16 protein-coding genes are annotated in these 20,893 nt (G+C 71.8%); 9 read left to right on the top strand and 7 right to left on the bottom strand.

Annotated elements, in window-relative coordinates:
• Window positions 1-38 precede the first annotated feature (38 nt).
• Together BHS09_RS35740 and BHS09_RS35745 are read right to left on the bottom strand one after the other, a co-directional pair.
• Window positions 39-1,043: a DUF2169 family type VI secretion system accessory protein gene (locus BHS09_RS35740; protein WP_140800291.1), complete on the bottom strand. Its 1,005-nt coding sequence runs from the start codon at window positions 1,041-1,043 to the stop codon at window positions 39-41.
• A 50-nt stretch (window positions 1,044-1,093) separates the two neighbouring features.
• Window positions 1,094-2,389: a TIGR02270 family protein gene (locus tag BHS09_RS35745; RefSeq protein ID WP_140800292.1), complete on the bottom strand. Its 1,296-nt coding sequence runs from the start codon at window positions 2,387-2,389 to the stop codon at window positions 1,094-1,096.
• 800 nt (window positions 2,390-3,189) lie between these two features.
• On the opposite strand from BHS09_RS35745, the gene BHS09_RS35750 reads away from it, so the two are divergent.
• The 9 genes from BHS09_RS35750 (at window position 3,190) to BHS09_RS35790 (ending at window position 16,300) form a co-directional block, all read left to right on the top strand.
• Entirely contained in the window at window positions 3,190-3,669 is a 480-nt protein-coding gene (locus BHS09_RS35750; protein ID WP_140795826.1) for a chemotaxis protein CheW, read from the top strand.
• Window positions 3,666-5,393: a CheR family methyltransferase gene (locus BHS09_RS35755; RefSeq protein ID WP_140800293.1), complete on the top strand. Its 1,728-nt coding sequence runs from the start codon at window positions 3,666-3,668 to the stop codon at window positions 5,391-5,393. Before BHS09_RS35750 ends, BHS09_RS35755 begins: the two co-directional genes overlap by 4 nt.
• A complete protein-coding gene (locus BHS09_RS35760) occupies window positions 5,393-6,004 on the top strand; it encodes a chemotaxis protein CheW (protein ID WP_140800294.1) in 612 nt (203 codons plus the stop codon). The genes BHS09_RS35755 and BHS09_RS35760 overlap by 1 nt, the downstream gene beginning before the upstream one ends.
• On the top strand, window positions 6,001-7,644 hold the full coding sequence (locus BHS09_RS35765) for a methyl-accepting chemotaxis protein (protein WP_140795829.1): 1,644 nt from the start codon (window positions 6,001-6,003) through the stop codon (window positions 7,642-7,644). Before BHS09_RS35760 ends, BHS09_RS35765 begins: the two co-directional genes overlap by 4 nt.
• A complete protein-coding gene (locus BHS09_RS35770; RefSeq protein WP_140800295.1) occupies window positions 7,644-9,824 on the top strand; it encodes a hybrid sensor histidine kinase/response regulator in 2,181 nt (726 codons plus the stop codon). Before BHS09_RS35765 ends, BHS09_RS35770 begins: the two co-directional genes overlap by 1 nt.
• A complete protein-coding gene (gene cheB / locus BHS09_RS35775) occupies window positions 9,821-10,882 on the top strand; it encodes a chemotaxis-specific protein-glutamate methyltransferase CheB (RefSeq protein ID WP_140795831.1) in 1,062 nt (353 codons plus the stop codon). Before BHS09_RS35770 ends, cheB (BHS09_RS35775) begins: the two co-directional genes overlap by 4 nt.
• 58 nt (window positions 10,883-10,940) lie before the next feature.
• Window positions 10,941-12,707, top strand: a complete 1,767-nt coding sequence (locus BHS09_RS35780; protein WP_140800296.1) for an ATP-binding protein — start codon at window positions 10,941-10,943, stop codon at window positions 12,705-12,707.
• A 63-nt stretch (window positions 12,708-12,770) separates the two neighbouring features.
• Entirely contained in the window at window positions 12,771-14,558 is a 1,788-nt protein-coding gene (locus BHS09_RS35785; protein WP_140800297.1) for a monovalent cation:proton antiporter-2 (CPA2) family protein, read from the top strand.
• Between the two features lie 236 nt (window positions 14,559-14,794).
• The gene (locus BHS09_RS35790; protein WP_140795834.1) at window positions 14,795-16,300 is read left to right on the top strand and encodes a PAS domain-containing sensor histidine kinase; all 1,506 of its coding nucleotides are present in this window, start codon (window positions 14,795-14,797) and stop codon (window positions 16,298-16,300) included.
• On the opposite strand, the gene BHS09_RS35795 is transcribed toward BHS09_RS35790, so the two are convergent.
• From BHS09_RS35795 to BHS09_RS35815, 5 genes are all read right to left on the bottom strand, one after another.
• Window positions 16,297-16,683, bottom strand: coding sequence for a response regulator (locus tag BHS09_RS35795; RefSeq protein WP_140800298.1), 387 nt, complete (start codon window positions 16,681-16,683; stop codon window positions 16,297-16,299). The two genes, BHS09_RS35790 and BHS09_RS35795, sit on opposite strands and share 4 nt — an antisense overlap.
• Entirely contained in the window at window positions 16,680-17,801 is a 1,122-nt protein-coding gene (locus BHS09_RS35800; RefSeq protein WP_140800299.1) for a PilZ domain-containing protein, read from the bottom strand. The genes BHS09_RS35795 and BHS09_RS35800 overlap by 4 nt, the downstream gene beginning before the upstream one ends.
• Before the next feature lie 185 nt (window positions 17,802-17,986).
• Window positions 17,987-18,961 carry a fatty acid desaturase family protein gene (locus tag BHS09_RS35805; RefSeq protein ID WP_140795837.1) on the bottom strand — a complete coding sequence of 325 codons (975 nt, stop codon included), beginning with the start codon at window positions 18,959-18,961 and terminating at the stop codon, window positions 17,987-17,989.
• Window positions 18,962-19,019: 58 nt separating this feature from the next.
• Complete coding sequence (gene cheB, locus BHS09_RS35810; protein WP_140800300.1) at window positions 19,020-20,066, bottom strand: chemotaxis-specific protein-glutamate methyltransferase CheB; 1,047 nt, start codon at window positions 20,064-20,066, stop codon at window positions 19,020-19,022.
• Window positions 20,063-20,884 (bottom strand): CheR family methyltransferase, encoded by an 822-nt coding sequence (locus BHS09_RS35815; RefSeq protein ID WP_140795839.1) that lies wholly within the window; start codon window positions 20,882-20,884, stop codon window positions 20,063-20,065. The genes cheB (BHS09_RS35810) and BHS09_RS35815 overlap by 4 nt, the downstream gene beginning before the upstream one ends.
• Window positions 20,885-20,893 lie beyond the last annotated feature (9 nt).

Below are 20,893 nucleotides of genomic sequence, written 5' to 3' on the forward strand. Positions count from 1 at the left end.
GTGCTCCTGATGCCACGAGTACTGCCTCGACACTCATGTCAGTCCGTCCTCTCGGTAATGGCCGTGAAGTCGAGGCAGTCGATGTCCTGCGGGCCGACCCTCAAGCCCGTCTGGAAAACCATGCGCACCTTCTTCACCTCGGGCTCGATGACGACGGTGCCCAGGGTGGCCTCGTGGAAGCGCCGGACGGCGCCGAACCAGGTGGTGAAGCCGAAGCGCAAGCGCGGCAGCGTGAAGTGGAGCGCGCCCTTCGGCGTGAGGTGCACCAGGGCTACCTTCTCTCCCCCCACGAGACAGCGTGAGGGCCGCTGGTCAGCGGGGGCGCAGAGAGCGAAGCGCTCGTCGAAGTCTCGCGGCAGCAGCGGGTGTCGCGTCTTCCGCCAGATCTCATCGAAGGTGCCCGCCAACTCCAGACGCGGCGACCAGTAGCTGGCGATGGGGCCAAAGCCGGCTGGCCCCGACTTCGCTGGGGTGCCCCGCAGGTACTCGACGCGGTGGGCGGGCTGGTCCATCAGGTGCGCCTCACGGCTGGCCACTCCGCGCCCCACGGGGTTGCGCGAGTCACTGACGTGCTTGCGCGTGTCCGTGTCGCGAGTGTCCGTACCTCCCCACGCCCACTCGTAGAGAATCGGCTGGGTGACGAAGGGCTTGGGGGACGAGGGCTTCACGCCCGTCAGGCCGCGCGTGTAGAAGCGCTCCCCGTGCACCACGAGCATCTTGTCCACGTCGTGGATGCGGACAGCCACCTCGACGCTGGGCGCGGGCCGCCCACCGGGCGCATGGGCACATGCGTTGATGAGGACGTCGGTGTGGGGCTTGGGAACGACGAGCTCGGCCTCGTAGCGCAAGCTGGAGTGGCCCGGTTCTCCCCAGTAGACGGGCTCGGGCAGCGGAGGCTCCTGCGCGTCCGCGAGGCGGAGATGGCCCGCGTCGTCGACATCGAAGGTCGCCTTGAGCGCGATGACCCAGAGGTGGTGGCCGTCCTTGTCGCGGACCCACGTCCGCTCGGCCGCGTAAGGTGTCTTGTTCTGAAGTGCCCACATGGTTGATGGCGAGGCGTGCCCAGGGACGGAGCGCGGCGTGGGGCCAGCCCTCAGCGCAGGCCACTGTCGAAGGACTGCGTGCGGATTCGGGCGGTGGCTGCCCGGGCCGTGGCCAGCTCCGCGCGCTGGACGTGCGTGAAGGCCCGAGTGCGCACCATCAACGCGCCCTGGCTCCGCAGGGCCAGCTCGCGGGCCAGCACATGGCGGCGCCGCATGGGACTGGTTTCCAGCGCCTCCACCAGCACGCTGCCATTGAAGGGGCGGCCGAGGAGGTACCGCGTGCCCTTCACGAAGCGCTTCTTCTCCTTGTCCCACCAGCTCCGAACGGTGGCCACATTCGGCCAGGGCAAGTCGTCCTCGGGCTTGAGCACCAGGGCCGCGTCCAAGTCTTCGTGCAGTTCTGGCGGCGGGGAATCGCTCTCGGGCCTCTCGCCTGGAGGCAGGGTATAGGGCTCCTCCAGCCGAAGGCCCGTCATGGCCGAGAAGGACTCCCCGGCCAGTTGGGCTACGCCGGGCACCTCCAGGTACCCGAGGCACGCCTCCATGGCCGACACCCGGCCGCTGAAGCCCAAGGCCCAAAGGGCATGGGGCCGCAGCGCCTCGACGTCCAGGAGCGCCAGCAGCAAGGAAATGTCCGCCTCGCTGCTTCCCATGGCGAGTAGCACCATGGCTTCGGGGCTGTCTGTGTCCCGTGCGCGCACGGCGGTGCGGCACGTCTCCCAGGCTTGCCTCACACCGGAAGCCACTCCTGTCTCCATCGCCACCGCCCGAATACCGGGGTGCGGGGAGTCCAGCAGCATGGGAAGCAGCCCTCGCGCAGCGTCTTCCGGCAAGGGCAGGGCGGCACGCAGGGTCGCAATCCGCGCCCGCTGCTCGTCATGGGTGAAGAAGCGCGCCAGCACCTCCGGAGGTGCCTCCTGGCGAAATGCCAGCGCCTCCAGCACCTCGGCCTGCAGCGCGGTGTCCTCCCGCTTCAACAAGTCGAGCAGGCATGTGCCCAGCCCTGGGGCCTCGCTGAGTTCCAGGGCCCGTCGAATGGCGGCGCGCGCTCCGGGCTCGGCCTCACGCAGTCGCAGCAGGACTTCGTCCACCTCTCCGAGGGCCAGCAGCGAGAAGGCCGCCGCGGAAATGCGGAATGCGTCCTCTGACTCGAAGGCGGGGCGCAGCACGGATTCAGCCGCGGTGGATGCGCCCACCACCAGCCCGTCCAGGTGCGCGAGGAGAAGCTCCTCCAACCTCGCAGTCTCAATCAGTGAAAAGTCTGGCGCCCCCAGCGCCTTCTCCCATTGCAGCCACCGGAACTCGGCCTCGTCGAGGTGCTCCTCCAGCACGTCTACCAACAACATGGTGCCCTCTCCCCTCGACTCCGCGAAGCGTGGCTGCAAGGGCTGACATGAACGCGCGAAGGATTTCCTGCTTCGCTTGCGACCGACGCGTGAGAGCCATTGCTTTGAACGCGGTGGCGATGGCGAGCATTAAGTGGAGAACGCGCGGCCGAGACAACGCGTGCCAAACCCTGTACGGCAAGTCGCCGTCATCCTGTGAACGGAGCAGACGGTGGCGTGGCTTGATTGGAGCAGAGCCCTTCAATGACATCGCACTTCGGGGCAGCGCAATTCACTGGCCAATACCGCCAAGGCACCAGCCCGTGGCCGGCGTCTTCCGGCCCGGACTGAGGAGCGCAAGTCGACGGACGCGGGCGCGCGACACCGTGCGGTCCTTCCTGCCGCGGCCGGACGCGCTGACGCCGGAGGGCGCCAAGGCCCGACAGCTCGTGGACTTCCTGCAGGCGCGCCGCGACGACGATGCCGAGCTCGGCGCGGCGACGAGCGCATCGCCCAGGACATCGCGGAGTCCTGTGGCCAGCGCCTCGCACCCAGGCGGCGCGGCGGACCTGAGCGCGACATGGCTCCCTCCAGGCCCCGAGGGCATCCGACGCTCGTCTCCTGGGCGGGTGATCGATCGTTCCCCCGGCCTCCCTGCGCGCGGGAGACTCCGTCCAGGCCCGGGGCACCCGTGGCACGTGTCGTGTTCCACTCGAAGCATGGGCCCGTCCCCCTGTCCCCACTGAAGACTGGTGGACACCGCGACCGAGGGCCGACATCAGTGTTCGACAGTGGCCACGTCCACGTCTATGTCCCAAGACATGACCCCCGCACCCACGGAGGTGCTGCTGTTCACCCTGAACGGCCAGCGCTACGGACTGCCCGCACCCGACGTGCGCGAGCTGGTACGCGCGGCGCGCCTGACGCCGCTCCCTCGCGCGCCTGCCGTGGTGGAGGGCCTGCTGGACCTTCGGGGAGAGCTGTTGCCGGTGCTGGACCTGCGCCTACGCTTCCGCCACCCGCCCCGCGCGCTGTCTCCCATGGACCACTTCATCGTGGCCTCCGCGGGCTCGCGCAGCGTCGTGCTACGCGTGGATCGCGCCGAGGGCCTGCGCGTCCTCACGCCGGATGAGTGGGACGCTACGCCGCGCCAGCTGCCGGGCGTGGGCTATGTGGCGGGCGCCGTGAAGCTGAAGGATGGGCTCGTCCTGGTCCATGACCTGCGCACCTTCCTGTCCGAGGCCGAGGCCCTGGAGCTGGATGCTGCCCTGGCCGCGCCGCAGGAGCCGGAGCCCGCGTGAATTGGGGTCCCTGGAGCCACCCGGGTCATGCGGCGGTGCTCGCGCTCGTGGAAGAGCGCGCCGGGCTGGTGCCGCCCAGCTGCCCCGCATCCGCCGAAGAAGGCATCGCCCGCGCCATGGAGCGGGCCGGGCTGAAGGACTTCGACGCCTACCGCGTGCGGCTCACGGAAGACCCCTCCGCGCTGGATGACCTGCTCATCGAGCTCACCGTCGGGGAGACGTATTTCTTCCGCACGCCCGAGCACTTCGAGCACCTGCGGAGCGTCGTGCTCCCGGAGCTGCGCGAGCGCCATGGCCCGGACCACACCGCGCGGATGTGGAGCTCCGCGTGTTCGTCCGGAGAGGAGCCCTACTCCATCGCCGCGCTGCTGATGGGCGAAGGCTGGGACGAGCACGTGGCCGTGTACGCCACGGACGTGTCGCGCGGCGCGCTCGCCCGGGCCCGGAAGGCCCACTACGGCGACTGGTCCCTGCGCGGCGGCTGGGCGGACCGGATGCGCCCCCACCTGCGCGCCGAGGGACGCCGGTACGTGCTGTCACCAGAGGTGCGGAAGCGCGTGCGCTTCAGCTACCTCAACCTCGCGCTCGACACCTGGCCGTCGGCGGACAGCGGCCTCTGGAAGCTGGACGTCATCTTCTGCCGTAACGTCCTCATCTACTTCAACCGGCCCACCATCGAGGCCGTCGCGCGCCGGCTCCACGACGCGCTGGATGAGGGCGGCTACCTCTTCACCGGCCCGTCGGACCCGCCGCTCGGTGGGCTGGCGCCGCTGGAGTCCATCCTCACCGAATGGGGCGTGCTGTACCGCCGGCCCCTGCCCGGAGCCACCCTCTCTCTGCCCGTCCCAGCCGCGTGGACCGAGCCCCCGGCGGTCACCGCCCCCACCTCGACGACCGCGCCCGCCTGGAGCCCGTCTTCCACCGGCGTGCCCGGTACCGCGATGGGCACCACGTCCCTGGGCACCACCGCGCCGGGCCGCGCCGGAACCGGGACGGCGACGGGCATCACTTCACCGGGCCTTCCTGGCGGCTCCGGAACATCGGCCATGCCCTCCGGCGCCATCACCGGGAGGCCGTCGCCCGCGTGGAACGCCCCCGGAGCGGATGGCGGCCGTGCGGGCGGGACACCAACACACGCGGCTGGCCCGCCCCGGTCCGCTCAAGGGACCATGGCGGGCACCAGTGCCCCCGAGAAACCGACGCACGCCCCCAGCGCGGCGGCCATGCACGCTGCCCGGCAGGCCCTGGCGCGGGGCCACTGGCGCGAGGCGGCCCAGCACTTAGGGGCATTGGACTCAGACGCGGACACCGCCGCCCTGGCGGTGCGCGCGCTGGCGAACCTGGACGCCGCCGCCGCCGTCTACGCCTGCACCGAAGCGGCCGCCCGGCACCCCTTGGTGGCGGGGCTGCGCTACCTGGAATCCCTGCTGCTGCTGGGACAGGGACGCGCGGCGGACGCGGAGCGCGCCGTGCGGCAGGCGCTGTACCTGGAGCCCACGCTCATCGTGGCGTGGCTCATCCTCGGGCGCGTGCTACGCAGGCACGGCGACACGTCCGGCGCCATGAAGGCCTGGCGCGAGGCGGAGCAACTGTGCAACGCCCTGCCTCCGGACGCGCCCGTGCCCCACGCGGACGGCGAGAGCGCCAGCAGGCTGGCGGAGGTGGCGTGTGGAGAGCGGTCACGCATGGAGGCAGCCCTGGCTGCCGGTGAGGAGCTGAGCTGATGCCGGGTTCCGGCAAAATCGACTGGGAAGCCACGCGCGCGCGGCTGGAGCGGCTGGCCACCCTGGAGAAGGAACAGGGCACCTTGTCGCCCGAGGAGGCCACGGCGCTGCTGGAGACCCGCGCCCGGGCACTCTCGCGCGAGCCCCGTCCCCAGGTCGACCCCGGCACCCTGCGCGAGGTGGTCCGCTTCAAGGCCGCCGGCCAGCGCTACGCCCTGGAGTCCCGCTTCGTGCTGGAGGTGGTGCGCGCGCCGGAGCTGGTGACGCTGCCCGGCGCGCCCCCCGCGCTGCGCGGCCTCACCCTGATGCATGGCGAGGTGCTCCCCGTGGTGGAGCTGGCGCCGCTCTTCGGACGCGCGCCTTCGGACGCCGCGGGCCCGCTGCTCGTGGTGGGCGTGGGGCGGGCGGAGCTGGGCGTGCGCACCGAGGAAGTGGAGGAAGTCACCGTGATGGCGAGCAGTGAGCTGCTGGCGCCGCCCACCTCCCTGAACGACGCCGCCGGACACCTCGTGTCCGCGGCCGACAGGGAGGGCACCCTGGTACTGGAGGGAGAGGCACTCCTGGGTGACAGTCGCCTCATGTTCGATTTGTCCGGCGAAGGAGCAGTATGAGCATCGGGAACCGCATCGCACTCGGATTCGGACTGTCGCTACTGATGTTGCTCATCGTGGCGGGTGTATCCTTCCAGGGCGCCAATCAGCTCACGACGAGCACGGCGGGCCTGCTGACGGCCCATGAGAACTTCCGCATCATCCGCGAGGTCCGCGCGCTGCTGATGGACGCCGAGTCCGGCCAGCGCGGCTTCATCCTCACGGGGGATGAGTCCTACCTGGTGCCCTACCGGGAAGCGGCGGTGGCGCTCCAGAATGACCTGTCCCGCCTGCGCGACGCCATGGCGGACCACCCCAACCAGCGGGCGCGCCTGAACCGGCTGGAGCCCATCGTCACCCAGCGGGTGAACCGGCTGGAGGAAGGCATCCGCCTGCGCCGCCAGGAGGGCCTGGAAGCCGGAGCGAAGTTCATCCAGACCGGCCAGGGCCGGGAGGCCATGCACCAGGTCAAGCAGGTCATCGACGAGATGCTGGTGGCGGAGCAGGAGCGCTGGGACGAGCACGCCACCGCCGCCCGGGACATGGCCCAGCGCATCCTCTGGGTGCTGGGCATCGGCACGCTGCTGGGCGTGCTCATCGTCGGCGGAGGCAGCTACATCATCACCCGCGGCATCACCACGCCGCTGCGCGCGCTCATGGTCGGCGCCGAGCAACTGGGGCGCGGGAAGCTGGAGCACCGCATCGACGTGAAGGGCCAGGACGAGACGGCCCAGCTGGCGCGCGCGTTCAACGACATGGCGGAGAAGCGCCAGCAGAACGAGGTCCAGTTGGAGAAGGAATCCGAGCAGCGCGAGCACACGCTCCGCACCGTGGCGGAGTTCGTCAATCAGCTCGCCGGCGCCAGCGCGGAAATCCTCTCCAGCACCACCGAGCAGGTGGCCGGCGCCCAGGAGCAGGGCAGCGCGGTGACGGAGACGGTGAGCACCATCGAGGAAATCACCAAGACGTCCGAGGAGGCCGCGGGCCGCGCCCGCGCGGTGAGCGACTCCGCCCGCCACGCCGAGGACGTGGGCCGCAGCGGCCGCCGCGCCGTGGAGGAGGCCGTGGGCGCCATGGGCGCGGTGCGTGAGCAGGTGGAGTCCATCGCCTCGCGCATCCTCGCCCTGGCCGAGCAGGCCCAGGCCATTGGCGACATCATCACCACCGTCAACGACATCTCCGAGCAGACGCACATGCTGGCCCTCAACGCGTCCATCGAAGCCAGCCGCGCCGGCGAGCACGGCCGCGGCTTCGCGGTGGTGGCCTCCGAGGTGAAGGCCCTGGCGGACCAGTCCAAGAAGGCCACCGGCCAGGTGCGCCAGATTCTGGGGCAAATCCAGAAGGCCACCCACGGCGCGGTGATGACCACCGAGGAAGGCACCAAGAGCGTGGCCACCGCCACCCGCGTGGTGTCCGAGGCGGGCTCCAACATCCAGACGCTGTCGGACCTGCTGGCCCAGGCCTCGCTGACGGCGGCGCAGATTGCCGCCTCCGCCAACCAGCAGGCCACCGGCATCGGCCAGATTCGTCAGGCCATGCATGACGTGAATCAGGCCACGCAGCAGGCCCTCATCTCGTCGCGGCAGACCGAGCGCGCCATGCAGGACCTCAACGGCATGGGCCAGAAGCTCAAGGGGCTGTTGGGAGAGTACGGGCGCTGATGGACCGCGACCGGTTGGCCCAAGCGCTGCTGGCCACGTTCCTCGAGGAGCTCGAGGGCCACGTCGTCTCGCTCAACCGCGAGCTGCTGGCCCTGGAGCGCGAGAGCGTGCCCGCGCGCATGGCGGAGCGCGTGGCGTCCCTGCTGCGCACGCTGCACAGCGTGAAGGGCGCGGCGCGCGCGGCCAGCGCCACGCTGGTGGAGACGGCCTGCCACCGCATGGAGGAGCTGCTGGAGCAGGTGCGTGACGCGGGCGCCGGCACGCCCGACGTGTACGAGCTGTGCTTCACCACCGTGGACGCGCTCGACGACGCGGGCCGGCGTCTGGCCGCGCGGGAGGACCTTGCGGGCTCGCCCCTGGAGACGCTGCTGCCCCAGTTGGAGCGCGCCGCCGGACACCGGGCTCACGCGCCCGCCCCCGCGCGCGTCGCGCCGCCACCGTCGCCTCCGCCCATGCTGACGGACGCGGTGCCGTCACCACCCGCCGCCCCGGCCAGCGTGGAGCCGCATCCAGGCGGCGGCGCGTCCCCCGGAGCCGAAGCGCTGCCCGTGCGCGTCTCCGCGCAGAAGCTGGACGCGCTGCTGGCACGCAGCGGAGAGCTGCGCGTGGCGACGCTCCGGCTGGAGGGCCGCGCGGACGCGCTGGAGTCGGTGCGCGAGGCGCTGGCGCTGGCCCGCGAGGCGGTGCTCGGCACGCCCGGCGAACAGGCGCTGCTGCGCGCGGAGACGGAGCTGGCGCGGGTGACGCTGGAGCTGGCCGCGGACCGCCGGACGCTGGGCGGCGTGGCCACGGGCCTGGACGACGAGGTCCGCCGCGCGCGCACCCTGTCCTTCGAGGAAGGCTGCGAGGGCCTGGAGCGCGCCGCGCGCGACGTGGCGCGCAGCCTGAGCCGGCAGGTGCGGCTGGAGATTCATGGCGGCGCGTTGGAGCTGGACCGCTCGCTGCTGCAGGGCCTGCGCGAGCCGCTGCTGCACCTGGTGCGCAACGCGGTGGCCCACGGGTTGGAGAGCGCCGAGGAACGCCAGCGACTGGGCAAGCCCGACGAGGGACGCCTCACTCTCTCCGCGCGACTCAAGGGCAGCCGCGTCGAGGTGACGGTGGATGACGACGGGCGCGGCCTGGACCTGGGCGCGCTGCGAGAGCAGGCGCGCGCCCGGGGCCTGCGAGTGCCTGAAAGCGACGAGGAGACCGCGCGGCTGGTGTTCCTGGCCGGCCTGTCCACCGCGACGCAGGTGACCCAGGTGGCTGGCCGTGGCGTGGGCCTGGACGTGGTGCGCATGCACGTGGAGGGGCTGCGCGGCAGCGTGGAGGTGGCGACCCGGCCAGGCCAGGGCACCTGCTTCGTCCTGGACGTCCCCCTCACGCTGAGCACGCTGCGGGTGCTGCTGGTGTCGGCGGGCGGGCAGACGCTGGCGCTGGCCAGCGAGAGCGTGGCGCGACTGGTGCGCCTGACGCCCGGCGAGGTGCGCGACGTGGAGGGCCGCCCCGCGTGGGCCTCCGGTGACGCGCTGGTGCCGTTGGCCTCGCTGGCGGAGGTGCTGGGGCTGCCGCCCGGCCCGCCTCGCGCGCGCCGGGGCGCGGTGGTGCTGGCCGCGGGCAGCGCGCGCGCCGTGGTGGTGGTGGATGAAGTGCTCGCTGAACAGGAGGCGCTGGTGCGCTCCCTAGGCCACCGCGTGCGCCGTGCCCGGCACGTGTCCGCGGCGGCGGTGCTGCCAGACGGACGGCTGTCGCTTTTGCTCAACCCCGTGTCCCTGGTCCGCGCGGCGGGTGGCCGCCCGGCGGCATCGCTCTTCCCCGCCCCCGCCACCCAGCGGACGCGGCGGCGGGTGGTGCTGGCGGACGACTCGCCCACCACCCGCGCGCTGGAGCAGAGCATCCTGGAGAGCGCGGGCTATGAAGTGGTGGCCTGCGTGGACGGTGCGGACGCCTGGGAGCGGCTCCAGTCGGGCGGCGCGGACGCGCTGGTGCTGGACGTGGAGATGCCGCGCATGGACGGCTTCGCCCTCACCGAGGCGGTGCGGGCCTCGCCGCGCTTCTCCCGGTTGCCGGTGGTGCTCGTCACCGCCCGTGGCAAGCCAGAGGACAAGGCGCGCGGCCTGCAAGCCGGCGCCAGTGCCTATCTGGTGAAGAGCGCGTTCGACCCGACGAGCCTGTTGGAGACGCTGAGACGACTGCTATGAAGAACGACCCGTTGCGCATCCTGGTGGCCGAGGACTCGCCCACCGCCCGACGCCTGCTGGTGGAAATCCTCCGCGCCGACCCCGCCCTGACGGTGGTGGGCGAGGCCAAGGACGGCATGGAGGCGGTGGAGCTGGCCCAGCGCCTGCGGCCCAGCCTGGTGACCATGGACATCCAGATGCCGCGGATGGACGGCCTGGAGGCCACCCGCCGCATCATGACGGAGGTGCCCACGCCGGTGGTGGTGGTGTCCACCCTGGTGGAGCGCGACATCCAGACGTCCATGGCCGCGCTGCGCGCCGGCGCGCTCGCGGTGCTCCAGAAGCCCCTGGGGCCGGAGTCCCCGGACTTCGACGCGGACAGCCGCCGCCTGCGCGACACCCTCAAGGCCATGGCAGAGGTGAAGGTGGTGCGCCGCTGGCCGGACCGCGCCGCGCCCCCCACGCCCGTGCCCACCCCGCCCGCGCCGCCCGTGTCGCCCACGCACCCCGGCGTGGTGGCCCTGGCCGCCTCCACGGGCGGCCCGGCGGCGCTCTTCCGCATGCTGTCCGAGCTGCCCGCCAGCTTCCCCGTCCCCCTGCTGGTGGTGCAGCACATCGCCATTGGCTTCAGCGAGGGCCTGGCGCAGTGGCTGCGCACCGCGGGCCCCTTGTCCGTGAAGGTGGCGGAGGATGGCGAGCCCCTGCTCCCCGGGCATGTGTATCTGGCGCCGGATGATCGCCACCTGGGCGTGCGAGGCGAGGGCCGGGCGGAGGTCTCCCGGGCCGCGCCGGTGAATGGCTTCCGGCCGTCCGCGACGTGGATGTTCCGCTCGGTGGCCCGCGCCTACGGGCCCGCGTCGCTCGCCGTCATCCTCACCGGCATGGGCCAGGACGGACTGGAAGGCGTGCGCGAACTCCACGGCGCCGGAGGCCGCATCCTGGCCCAGGACGAGCAGTCCTCCGTCGTCTACGGCATGCCCGGCGTGGTGGTGGGCGCCAACCTGGCCCACGAAGTCGTCGCCCTGCCCGACCTGGCGAGCCGGCTCACCTCGGCTTTCCGGGGTAACGGGGGAGTCTGAGTTACACGCTCTAGAATATTGGATTTTAAAACATCCACGGGATTCGCCCGGTGCCGGGATGGTCCAGTGCCCGGGCGGTGTCATGATGGGGACCTCTTCCAGCCAGTCCCCTTTCATGGCAGCTCGACTCCCCGCATCCCTCGCCACTGTCTTCGCCGCGCTCCCCGAACCGTCCTACGTCCTGGACGATACGGGGCGGGTCCTGGTGTGTAGCCAGGCGGGCGCGAGGACGGTGGGCCGGCTCTCCGAGGAGCTGGTGGACAGGCACTGGGGGGAGCTGGGCTTCCCGCCCGAGGAGCTGGCGCGGCTGGAGACGGCGCGCGCGCGGGTGATGCGCATCCAAGACACCTGCGAACTGGAAGCGCCCTGGGCCACGCAGACGGGCCCCCGGCGTCACGCGCTGATGCTCAGTCCGCTGCCCTCGGAGGATGGGGGGCCTGGCTGCGTGCTGGTGACGGCGCGCCCCCTCACCGACGCGGAGGCCGTGTTCTCCCGCGCCATGGAGCTGGAGCTGGCCGCGCGAGCGGAGGTGGAGCAGGCCGAGCGCCGCCGCTCCTTCCTCTACCAGGCGATGACGACGCTCTTCACCCACCCGCCGGACCCGCAGGGCATGTACACGCTGCTGGCGCACCTGGCGGTGCCCGACGTGGCGGACTGGTGCCTGGTGGACGCGCTGGAGCAGGGCCCCTGGGTGACGCGCGTGGCGGCGGCCTGCCTGGACCCGACGCAGCAGGAGCGCGCGGGCGCGCTACCCACCCGCACCGAGCTGCGGGACGACGCCGCCGTGGGCCTCTTGCGCGTGCTGCGCACCGGAGAGCCGGAGCTGGTGCCGGCGGTGACGGATTCCCTGCTGCGCGCCGCCGCGGCGGAGCCCGCGCACCCCGCGCTGCTGCGGCTGCTCCAGGCGCGCTCGTACATGATTGTGCCCCTGCGCGCGCGCGGCCACACGCTGGGCGCCGTCACCTTCGTGTCCTCGGGCTCCGGGCGGCGCTACGGCCCGGACGACCTGGCGCTGGCGGAGGACTTGTGCCTGCGCGCCAGCCTCGCCATCGACAATGCGCGGCTGGTGGGTGAGTCCCGGCGCGCGGCGCGGGCCCGTGAGGATTTGCTGGCCGTGGTGTCGCACGACTTGAAGAACCCGCTGGGCGTGGTGCAGCTGGGCGCGGCGCTGCTGCTGCGCGGCGCGGGGGCGAAGCCGGGCGGCGAAAGCGTGGCCAAGCAGGCCACCCGCATCCAGGACGCCACCGAGCGCATGTCGCGCCTCATCTCCGACCTGCTCGACTGGGGCCGGCTGGAGGCGGGCGGGCTGCCGCTGGAGTGGGGCGAGCACGGCGTGGCGGGGCTGCTCACCGAGGCGATGGACTCCATCCGTCCGCTGGCGGAGGCCAAGGGCCTGCACGTGTCCGTGGAGTTCCCCGCCGCGGACGTGCGCGTGCGCTGCGACAAGGTGCGGGTGCTCCAGGTGCTGGGCAACCTGCTGGGCAACGCGGTGAAGTTCACCACCGCGGGGGGCGACCTGATGCTCGGCGCCCGGGCGCGCGGCGGCGAGGTGTCCGTCCACGTGCGCGACACCGGCTCCGGCATCGCTCCGGACGCGCTGCCCCACATCTTCGACCGCTACTGGCAGGCCCGCGACGCGGCCAGCCGCGGCACCGGGCTGGGCCTGGCCATCGCCAAGGGGCTCGTCGAGGCCCACGGCGGTGGCATCCAGGCGGAGAGCACCCTGGGCGAAGGCAGTGTGTTCACCTTCACCCTGCCCTCCGCGGGTGCCTCGGCGTCCCACGCCGCACACCCGCCGCTCGCACGCAGGGCCACGGACGCCTGAGCCCGCGGGACCCCGTGCCCGCGCCGAATTGCCGCCGCCCGGACGTCCGTGCAAGGAAGCCGCATGTCCTTCCTGCAGCAGGCGCTCGTGTTCCTCGCGGCGGCGGTGCTGGCGGTTCCTCTCTCGCGGCGGCTCGGACTGGGCTCCGTGCTGGGCTACCTGGCGGCGGGCGCGGTCATTGGCCCCTGGGGACTGAAGCTCATCAGCGACGTGGAGCACATCTTCCACGTGGCGGAGCTGGGCGTGGTGCTGTTGCTGTTCGTCATCGGCCTGGAGCTGCAGCCCAGCCGGCTGTGGGCGCTGCGCCGCTCCGTCTTCGGCCTGGGCGGCGCGCAGGTGCTGCTCACCGGCGCGCTGCTGGCCGGCGTGGGCCTGCTGTGTGGCCTGACACGGGGCGCGGCCATCGTCACGGGCTTCGGCCTGTCGCTGTCCTCCACCGCCTTCGCGCTGCAACTGCTGGCCGAGCGCAACCGGCTCACCACGCCGTATGGCCAACTGGCCTTCGGCATCCTCCTCTTCCAGGACCTGGCCGTGGTGCCGCTGCTGGCCCTGCTGCCGCTGCTGGGTGACGGCGGCGCTCCCTCCCCGGGGCCGGTGTGGCTCCTGCTCTTGAAAGACGTGGGCGTGCTGCTGGCGGTGGTGCTGGGCGGCCGCTACCTGGTGCGCCCGGTGTTCCGCGCCGTGGCCGCCACCCACAGCCAGGAGCTGTTCACCGCCACCGCGCTGCTGCTGGTGGTGGGCACCGCGTCGCTGGTCAACGCGGTGGGCCTGTCCATGGCGCTGGGGGCCTTCCTCGCGGGCGTGCTGCTGGCGGACTCCGAGTACCGCCACGAGCTGGAAGCGGACCTGGCGCCCTTCAAGGGCCTGCTGATGGGCCTGTTCTTCATCAGCGTGGGCATGTCTGTGAACCTGAGCCTCATCCTCCAGAAGCCGCTGCTCGTCTTCGGACTGGTGCTGGGGCTGGTGACCCTCAAGGGCGCGGTGCTCTACGGGCTGGGGCGGATGGCCCTGAAGCAGCGGGAGCCGGCGCTCGACCTGGCCGTCGTCATCTCCCAGGGCGGTGAGTTCGCCTTCGTGCTCTTCTCGCTCGCCACCGCCCAGCACGTCATGGAGCGCTCGCTGTCGGAGCTGCTCGTGGTGGTGGTGGGCCTCTCCATGGCCACCACGCCGGTGCTGTATGCCGCGCACGAGCGCTGGGTGCGCCCGCGCCTCAAGCCGAAGGCCTCGGGGCGCGAGTTTGACGTGGCGCCCACGGAGGACAACCCCGTCATCATCGCCGGCTTCGGCCGCGTGGGGCAGGTGGTGGGCCGCCTGCTGCGCGCCAAGCGCATCGGCTTCACCGCGATTGACGCCAGCCCGGAGCAGATTGACTTCATGAAGCGCTTTGGTAGCCAGGTCTTCTACGGAGACGCCTCACGCCTGGACCTGCTGCGCGCGGCCCGCGCGGACAAGGCGAAGGTGTTCGTGCTCGCCATCGACGACATCCAGGCGTCGCTGCGCACCGCGCGGGCCGTGCAGCAACACTTCCCCCACCTCACACTGTTCGCCCGCGCGCGCAACCGCGTGCATGCCTACGAACTGCTGGACATGGGAATCGAACGGGTGATGCGTGAGACGTTCCTCGACAGCCTGGAGATGGGCACCGAGGTGCTCCAGGAGCTGGGCCTCACGTATTCGGAGAGCCGGCGCGCCCAGGAACGGATGATGGAACACGACGAGCGCCTCCTGCGCGAAACGGCCCGGTTCCACCGCGACGAGCAAAAGCTCGTGGAGTTGGCCGACAAAGCCCGCAAGGAGCTGGAGAGCCTCTTCGAGAAGGACGAAGCGGAACACCCCGACAGGACCGCGTGAGCCACCACGCGCCTGACTTTCTCCACCCTCCCTCGAAAGTGACTTCCTGAAATTCTTGTTTCACCCAGGCTGCATCCACCCGGGTCGCATTCCTCTGTCACGGATGCACCCTGGAGGCGGTGGTCGCCTCCCTTCCAGGCAACAGGCGCGACACACCGTGCGCTGATGCCTGCCTGGCATCGCGCGGGGCGGAGAGCGGGGTATGGTTCCATCCCCACCGCCGAAACCGAAGAGGCATGCCCCCCACCCCCGCCAAGAAGCGCCAGCGTCCCCTGGCCGAGCCTTCCGCCGAGGCCCCCTCCCCCGAGCTGCTGCAAACGCTCCTGGAGGCGCTCCCGGACGCCTTCTTCCTGCTCGATGCGCGGTGGTGTCTGGCGTACGTGAATCCAGACATGGCCCGGCTGCTTGGCGGCGCGGCGCGGTTGCAGGACGACGTGCGCCGGGTGTGCCCGGAGCTGCTGGAGCTGAGCCGTCACCTGCACTTCGAACAGCCCGTCTCCGAGCAGCCCTCCGTCCGCTACGAGCACGCCTGGCCGGAAGCGGAGACCTGCCTCGACGTGCGCGTGCGCCCGGTGGAGGGCGGCCTGCTGGTGCACTGCCGTGACATCACCGAGGAGCGCAAGGCGCGCGAGGCGCTGCGCCGCAACGGCGAGGTGTTCCGCGCCATCCTCGAGGGCACCACGGACGCCGTCTACACAAAGGACGTGGACGGCCGCTTCACGATGATGAACGCGGCGGGCGCGAAGGCCGTGGGCTACCGCTCCGAGGACGTGGTGGGCCGCACGGACCACGAGCTGTTCGACCCGGCGGTGGCGCGCACCAACGCCGCGAACGACCGCGAGGTGTTCGCCTTCGGCCGCACTGTCACCTACGAAGACGCGCAGCCGGGCGTGGACGGGCCGCGCGTGTGGCTGTCCACCAAGGGCGTGCTGCGTGACGCCGAGGGCAAGGTGTTCGGCCTGTTCGGCATCAGCCGCGACATCACCCAGCGCAAGTGGGCGGAAGAGGAGGCCCGGCGGCACTCCGAGTTCCAGGAGCAGCTCATGGGCATCGTCACCCATGACATCCGCAGCCCGCTGGGCGCCATCATGAACTGGTCGCGCGTGCTCGCCGCGGGCGGCACCGATGAGGATGCGCAGCGCACCAGCCAGCGCATCGCCACCGCGGCGGTCCGCATCGAACGGCTCACCCGGCTGCTGCTGGACTTCACGCGCACGCGGCTGATGGGCGGCGTGGCCATTGAGCCCCGGCCGGTGGACCTGAAGGATTTGGTGGCCAAGGTGGCCCACGAGTTCGGCGTGGCCTTCCCCCAGCGCACCGTCGAGGTGGACCCCAAGGGCAACACCCAGGGCGTGTGGGACCCGGACCGGCTGGCGCAGGTGACGTCCAACCTGGTGGAGAACGCGCTCAAGTACAGCCCGCCGGAGACGCCGGTGCGGCTGACGGCGCGCGGGCTGCGCACCCGGGTGGTGCTGGAGGTCCACAACGCCGGCCGCCCCATTCCGGACAACCTGCTGCCCCACCTCTTCGAGCCCTTCCGCGGCGGGCCCCAGAGCTCGCGCACGCTGAAGATGAGCTACGGGCTGGGGCTCTTCATCGTCCGGGAAATCGTCCAGGCGCACGGCGGCACCATCGAGGTCCGCTCCGATGAGGCGGAAGGCACCACCTTCACCGTGACGCTGCCGCGCCGCTCCATGCCGGCCCGGCCGCCCCTGCCTCCCACCGGAAGCCCGCGCGACTAATCCAGGTAGCGCCGCAGCAGGGCCACCAGCGCGGCGCCATCGAAGGGCTTGGCCACGAAGTCGTTGCAGCCGCTGTTGAAGCACGCGCGCACGCTGCGCGCCTCGGCGCGGGCACTGCAGAGGATGATGGGCGTGCGCCGCGTCGGCTCCCGGCCGCGCAGCATCCGGCACGTCTCCAGTCCGTCCAGGTGCGGCATCAGCACGTCGAGGAAGACGAGGTCCGGCCGCTCCTGCTCCGCGCGCGCCAGCGCCTCCAGCCCGTCCCGCGCGACGATGGCGTCGTGGCCCAGCTCCGCCAGCAGCATCCGCTGGAGCAGCAGGACGGTGTCCGAGTCATCCACCAGCAGGACCTTCTTGCGCCTCGGTGCGCCTTGCGCTGTCACGGGCGCACCTCCGCCTGGCACAGCTGGCGCAGTTGCATGAGGCGCGGTGGGCCCATGCCCAGGAAGCGCACGCCCATGCCGTAGGGGTGGGACACGCCGTTGCGAGGCGCGTAGGCGTGGGCCCAGGCCACCACGCCGTGTGTCTCCAGGCGCTCGCCCAGGGTGGGCAGCAGGATGTGCAGCTCCACCGCCGTCCCCGCCTTCGCCGGCACCAGCGTGCGCACCAGGAGGCCGCCAGGGCTCAGCGCGCTGGACACACCGGAGCGCCACTCCGCGCCGCGCGGCCCCGCCTCGCCGAAGGACACCGGACAGCAGAAACGCACCCGCGCCTCGATACGCAGCGAGCCGTCCTCCCGTCCCAGCAGCGCGTGGATGCGGGGCAGCAACGAGGCCGGACGCACCGGCGCGTCCGCGTCCAGCGTGAGCGACGGCACCCCCGCCAGCAGCGGCTGCAACCGTGGAGAGGGCAGGCCCCTGGGCACACCTGGCGCGCCTTCCCGCGACAACACCAGGTCGGGCCGCTCACCATGTTCGGCCACGCGCGCGGCGCCACCGCCCACGGTGGCGCTGTAGAGGATGCGATGACCACACGCCTCCAGCAGGGCGCCCAGCCCGCTCCACGCCAGGGGGCCACTGGCGCCGGCCAGCAGCAGCAGGCGCGAACGCACACGGGAGGCACGCACCGGCGCGGCCGGGGCGCCGTCACCCGCCAGCATCGCCAACCGCGCGCGCAGCTCGTGCGTGCGCAGGGGCGACAGCAGGCAGTCCTCGACACCCTCCGCGTCGCCCACCTCGAGCACCTCGGCGGGCGTCTCCGGCTCCGCCACCAGCACCACCGGTGGACCATCCCCTCCCAGGCGCAGCCTCAGCGCGCGCAGGCCCATGCCCGCGCCGGCCACCAACTGCCGCCAGTGCACCAGCACCAGGGAAGGCCGCGTGTGCTGCACCTCCAGGAAGGCGGACTCCAGGGAAGGCACCTGCAAGGCCACGCAGCGCAATGGGCGCAGGGCTCGTGACAGCGCCAACCAGGATTCGCTCGTGGCCCCCACACACAGCACCCGCGGCGCTGCTTCCACCGGCCCTGGTGAAGGACGCACGCGTCCTGGAGCCGTCATCATGCGGAGCCTCCCTTGTCTTCGTCCCCCCCGGCCCGCCCACCGCGCTCATCCTGCGACTTCGAAGTATGAGAAACGGCCACTCAGAGAAAATCCCCCTGGGTCAGATTCCAATGACAGATGGGAAATAAAGGACACCAGCCTCCGACCGGGGCCGCAGCCGGTGTCCACGGCGCCACGAAGGAGCGTCAGACGCGGGCGACGTTGACGCCCGAGTCGACGGCCTGCAGGTCGTCCCCGAAGCGCACGTCCAGCGCGACACCCGCGGGCGGCTCATAGGGCGCGCGTCCCACCTGCGCGGTGCCGAAGCGGGGCAGGAAGGGCGCCACCACGTACGAGCGGAAGCACCAGGCGAAGAAGCTCACCGGCTTGAGGGCCGGGTCCATGGCGGCCTCGATTTTCGCGTGCTCCTGGGGCAGCAGACTCCAGTGCAGGCCCGGCGTCTCATGGTGCACGGCGTGGAGGCCGTTGTTGAAGAGGAAGAAGTTGATGAGGCGGCCGGTGAAGCTGCGGCTGTGGTCGTGCTCGCTCCAGGGGTCCGTGTGGACGTGCTGGATGTAGTTGAAGAACATGATGGTCCACAGCGAGAAGAGCGCGGGCACCAGGAAGGCGAACGCCCAGATGCGCGCGCCGCCGGCCACGCCGTGCATCGCCATGGCCAGCCCCAGCAGCGCCGCGTGCGTGCCGCCCCAGACGGCGTACTGGGTGAGAATCTGGCGGTACAGCGGGCGGTTGCGCTCGCGCGCCTTGTCGATGAACGCCTTCGTCGGCTCCTGCTGCCAGTACGTGGAGACGAAGGGGAAGAGGAAGGCCACCAGGAAGTTGTGCTTCTTCGAGTAGCGCCAGGTGATGGTGGCGTCGCCCGCCTTGTTCACGAACTTGTGGTGGTTGAGGTTGTGCGTCGGAATCCAGACGAAGGTGGGGTACCCGTAGAAGAGCGACAGCCACATGCCCATGGCCTCGTTCAGCTTCCGGTTGCGGAAGGTGGGGCAGTGGTTGTGGTTGTGCGCGATGACGCCTGCCGACAGCGCCAGGTAGCACGCCAGGGGGCAGAGATAGGGAATCCACCCGGGGGCCACGTACATCGACAGGGCCACCACGGGCATGGCCAGACACCACAGCATCGTCCGGCGGTCAGCGGCGTATCGGAGCATGCCGGCCATCCTGACCCAGCCGGCGCTCCGGGACCATCACCCACCCGTCTTTAGGAAAGGTCGGCCTTCAGCGTACATGACGCCGCAGCAGCGCCAGCATGCCCTCCAGCGGAGCGCTGGCGGTGGCCAGCCCGGCTTCCTTCACGGCGCGCGGCATGCCGTACACCACGCAGGAGGACTCGCTCTCCGTGAGGACGGTGCCTCCGGCCTCGCGGATGGCCCGGGCGCCCTCGACGCCGTCGTCACCCATGCCCGTGAGCACCAGGCCCACCACGTCCGAGCCCCAGCTTCGCGCGGCGCTTTCGAAGAGGACGTCCACGCTGGGGTGGTGCGCCGTGCGCAGCGGCTGCCGGTCCAGCCGCGCGAGCGTCACCGGCCCATGGCGCTCCAGCTTGAGGTGCTGCCCGGAGCGCGCCAACACCACGCGGCCAGGCCGCAGCTCCAGCCCGTCCACCGCTTCGAACACCTCCAGCGCGCAGTGCGCGTTCAGGCGCCGGGCCACCGCCTCCGTGTAGCCCGTGGGGATGTGGAGCGCGAGCGCCAGCGGCGCGGGGAAGTCCACGGGCAGCTCGGACAGCAGCCGGGTGAGCGCCTGCGGCCCGCCGGTGGAGGTGCCCACCACCACCAGGCTCTTCGCGGCCGCGCGCGCCACCGGCGCGGAGACATCCTTCGGCGATGGTGCCGGCTCCGGCGGCGCGCGAGCCACCGCGCCCGCGGCCGTGCGGACCTTCGCCACCAGCTCGCCGCCCAGCTCATACAGCCGCTCGGTGGCGAGCGCGGTGGGCTTGTTCACCAGCTCCACCGCGCCGGCCTGGAGCGCGGCCACCGCCAGCTCGCTCTCCTCGCCCGCGCTGCTCACCACCACCACGCGGGGCGCGGCGGCGCTGGGGGCGAGCGCGCGCAGCACGCCCAGCCCGTCCAGGCCCGGCATCACCAGGTCCAGCGTGAGCACGTCCGGAGACAGCTCGGCCACCTTCTCCAGCGCGTCCAGGCCGTCGCGCGCGACGCCCACCACTTCCAAACCCTCCGCGCTGGAGAGCACCTGCCGCAGCACCTTGCGGGCGAAGGCGGAGTCATCCACCACCAGCACGCGAATGGGAGACACCGCCGTCATGGCCTCGCCTTGGTATAGAAGAAGGCGCCGCGCCGCTCCTCGCAGGCGAGCGCGGTGCCGAAGCGCATCAGGGACTCAGAGGTCCCCACCAGCAGGTGTCCCTCCGGAGCGAGCGCGCGCGTCAGGGACGACACCACGCTGCGCGCGGTGTCGTCCTGGAAGTAGATGAGGACGTTGCGGCAGAGGATGGCGTCGAAGGTGCCCAGCTGCGCCACCGCGCTGGCATCCACCAGGTTGACGCGCCGCCAGTCCACCGCGTCCACCAATTCCGGCCGGACGCGTGGGCGCCCCTCGCGCGTCTCCAGCCACCGGCCCTCCACACCCGGAGGCAGCGCGCGCAGGGAGCGCAGGTTGTGCTCCCCGGCGCGGGCCCGCTCCAGCGCGCGGGCGCTCAGGTCGCTGGCCAGCAGCGCCACCTCGTCGAGCACGCCCAGCTCCGCGAGAATCATCGCCAGCGTGAGGGGCTCCTCTCCGGTGGAGCAGGCCGCGCTCCACACCCGGGGCCGCCGTCCGGCGCGCACGGCGGGCACCAGCAGGTCCTCGGCCAGCACCCGCAGCGGCAGGGCCTCCCGGAAGAAGTACGTCTCGTGGACCAGCAGCGAGTCCACCAGCGCGTCCAGTGCCTCGGAGCCCGCCGGGTCGTAGCGGAGGAAGTAGTAGTAGTCGAGCAGCGAGTCGAAGCCCGCGTCCAGCGCGCGGGGCACCACCTTGTCGGCGAGCAACTCCCGGTCCTCGGGGGCGTAGTGCACCCCGGAGCGCTGCTCGATGAGCGCGGCCAGGATGGCGAACACCTGGGGAGACATGGGCAGTGAGAACATGGCGGGGCG

The sequence above is a fragment of the Myxococcus xanthus genome (genome assembly GCF_006402735.1).
Classification (GTDB): domain Bacteria; phylum Myxococcota; class Myxococcia; order Myxococcales; family Myxococcaceae; genus Myxococcus; species Myxococcus xanthus_A.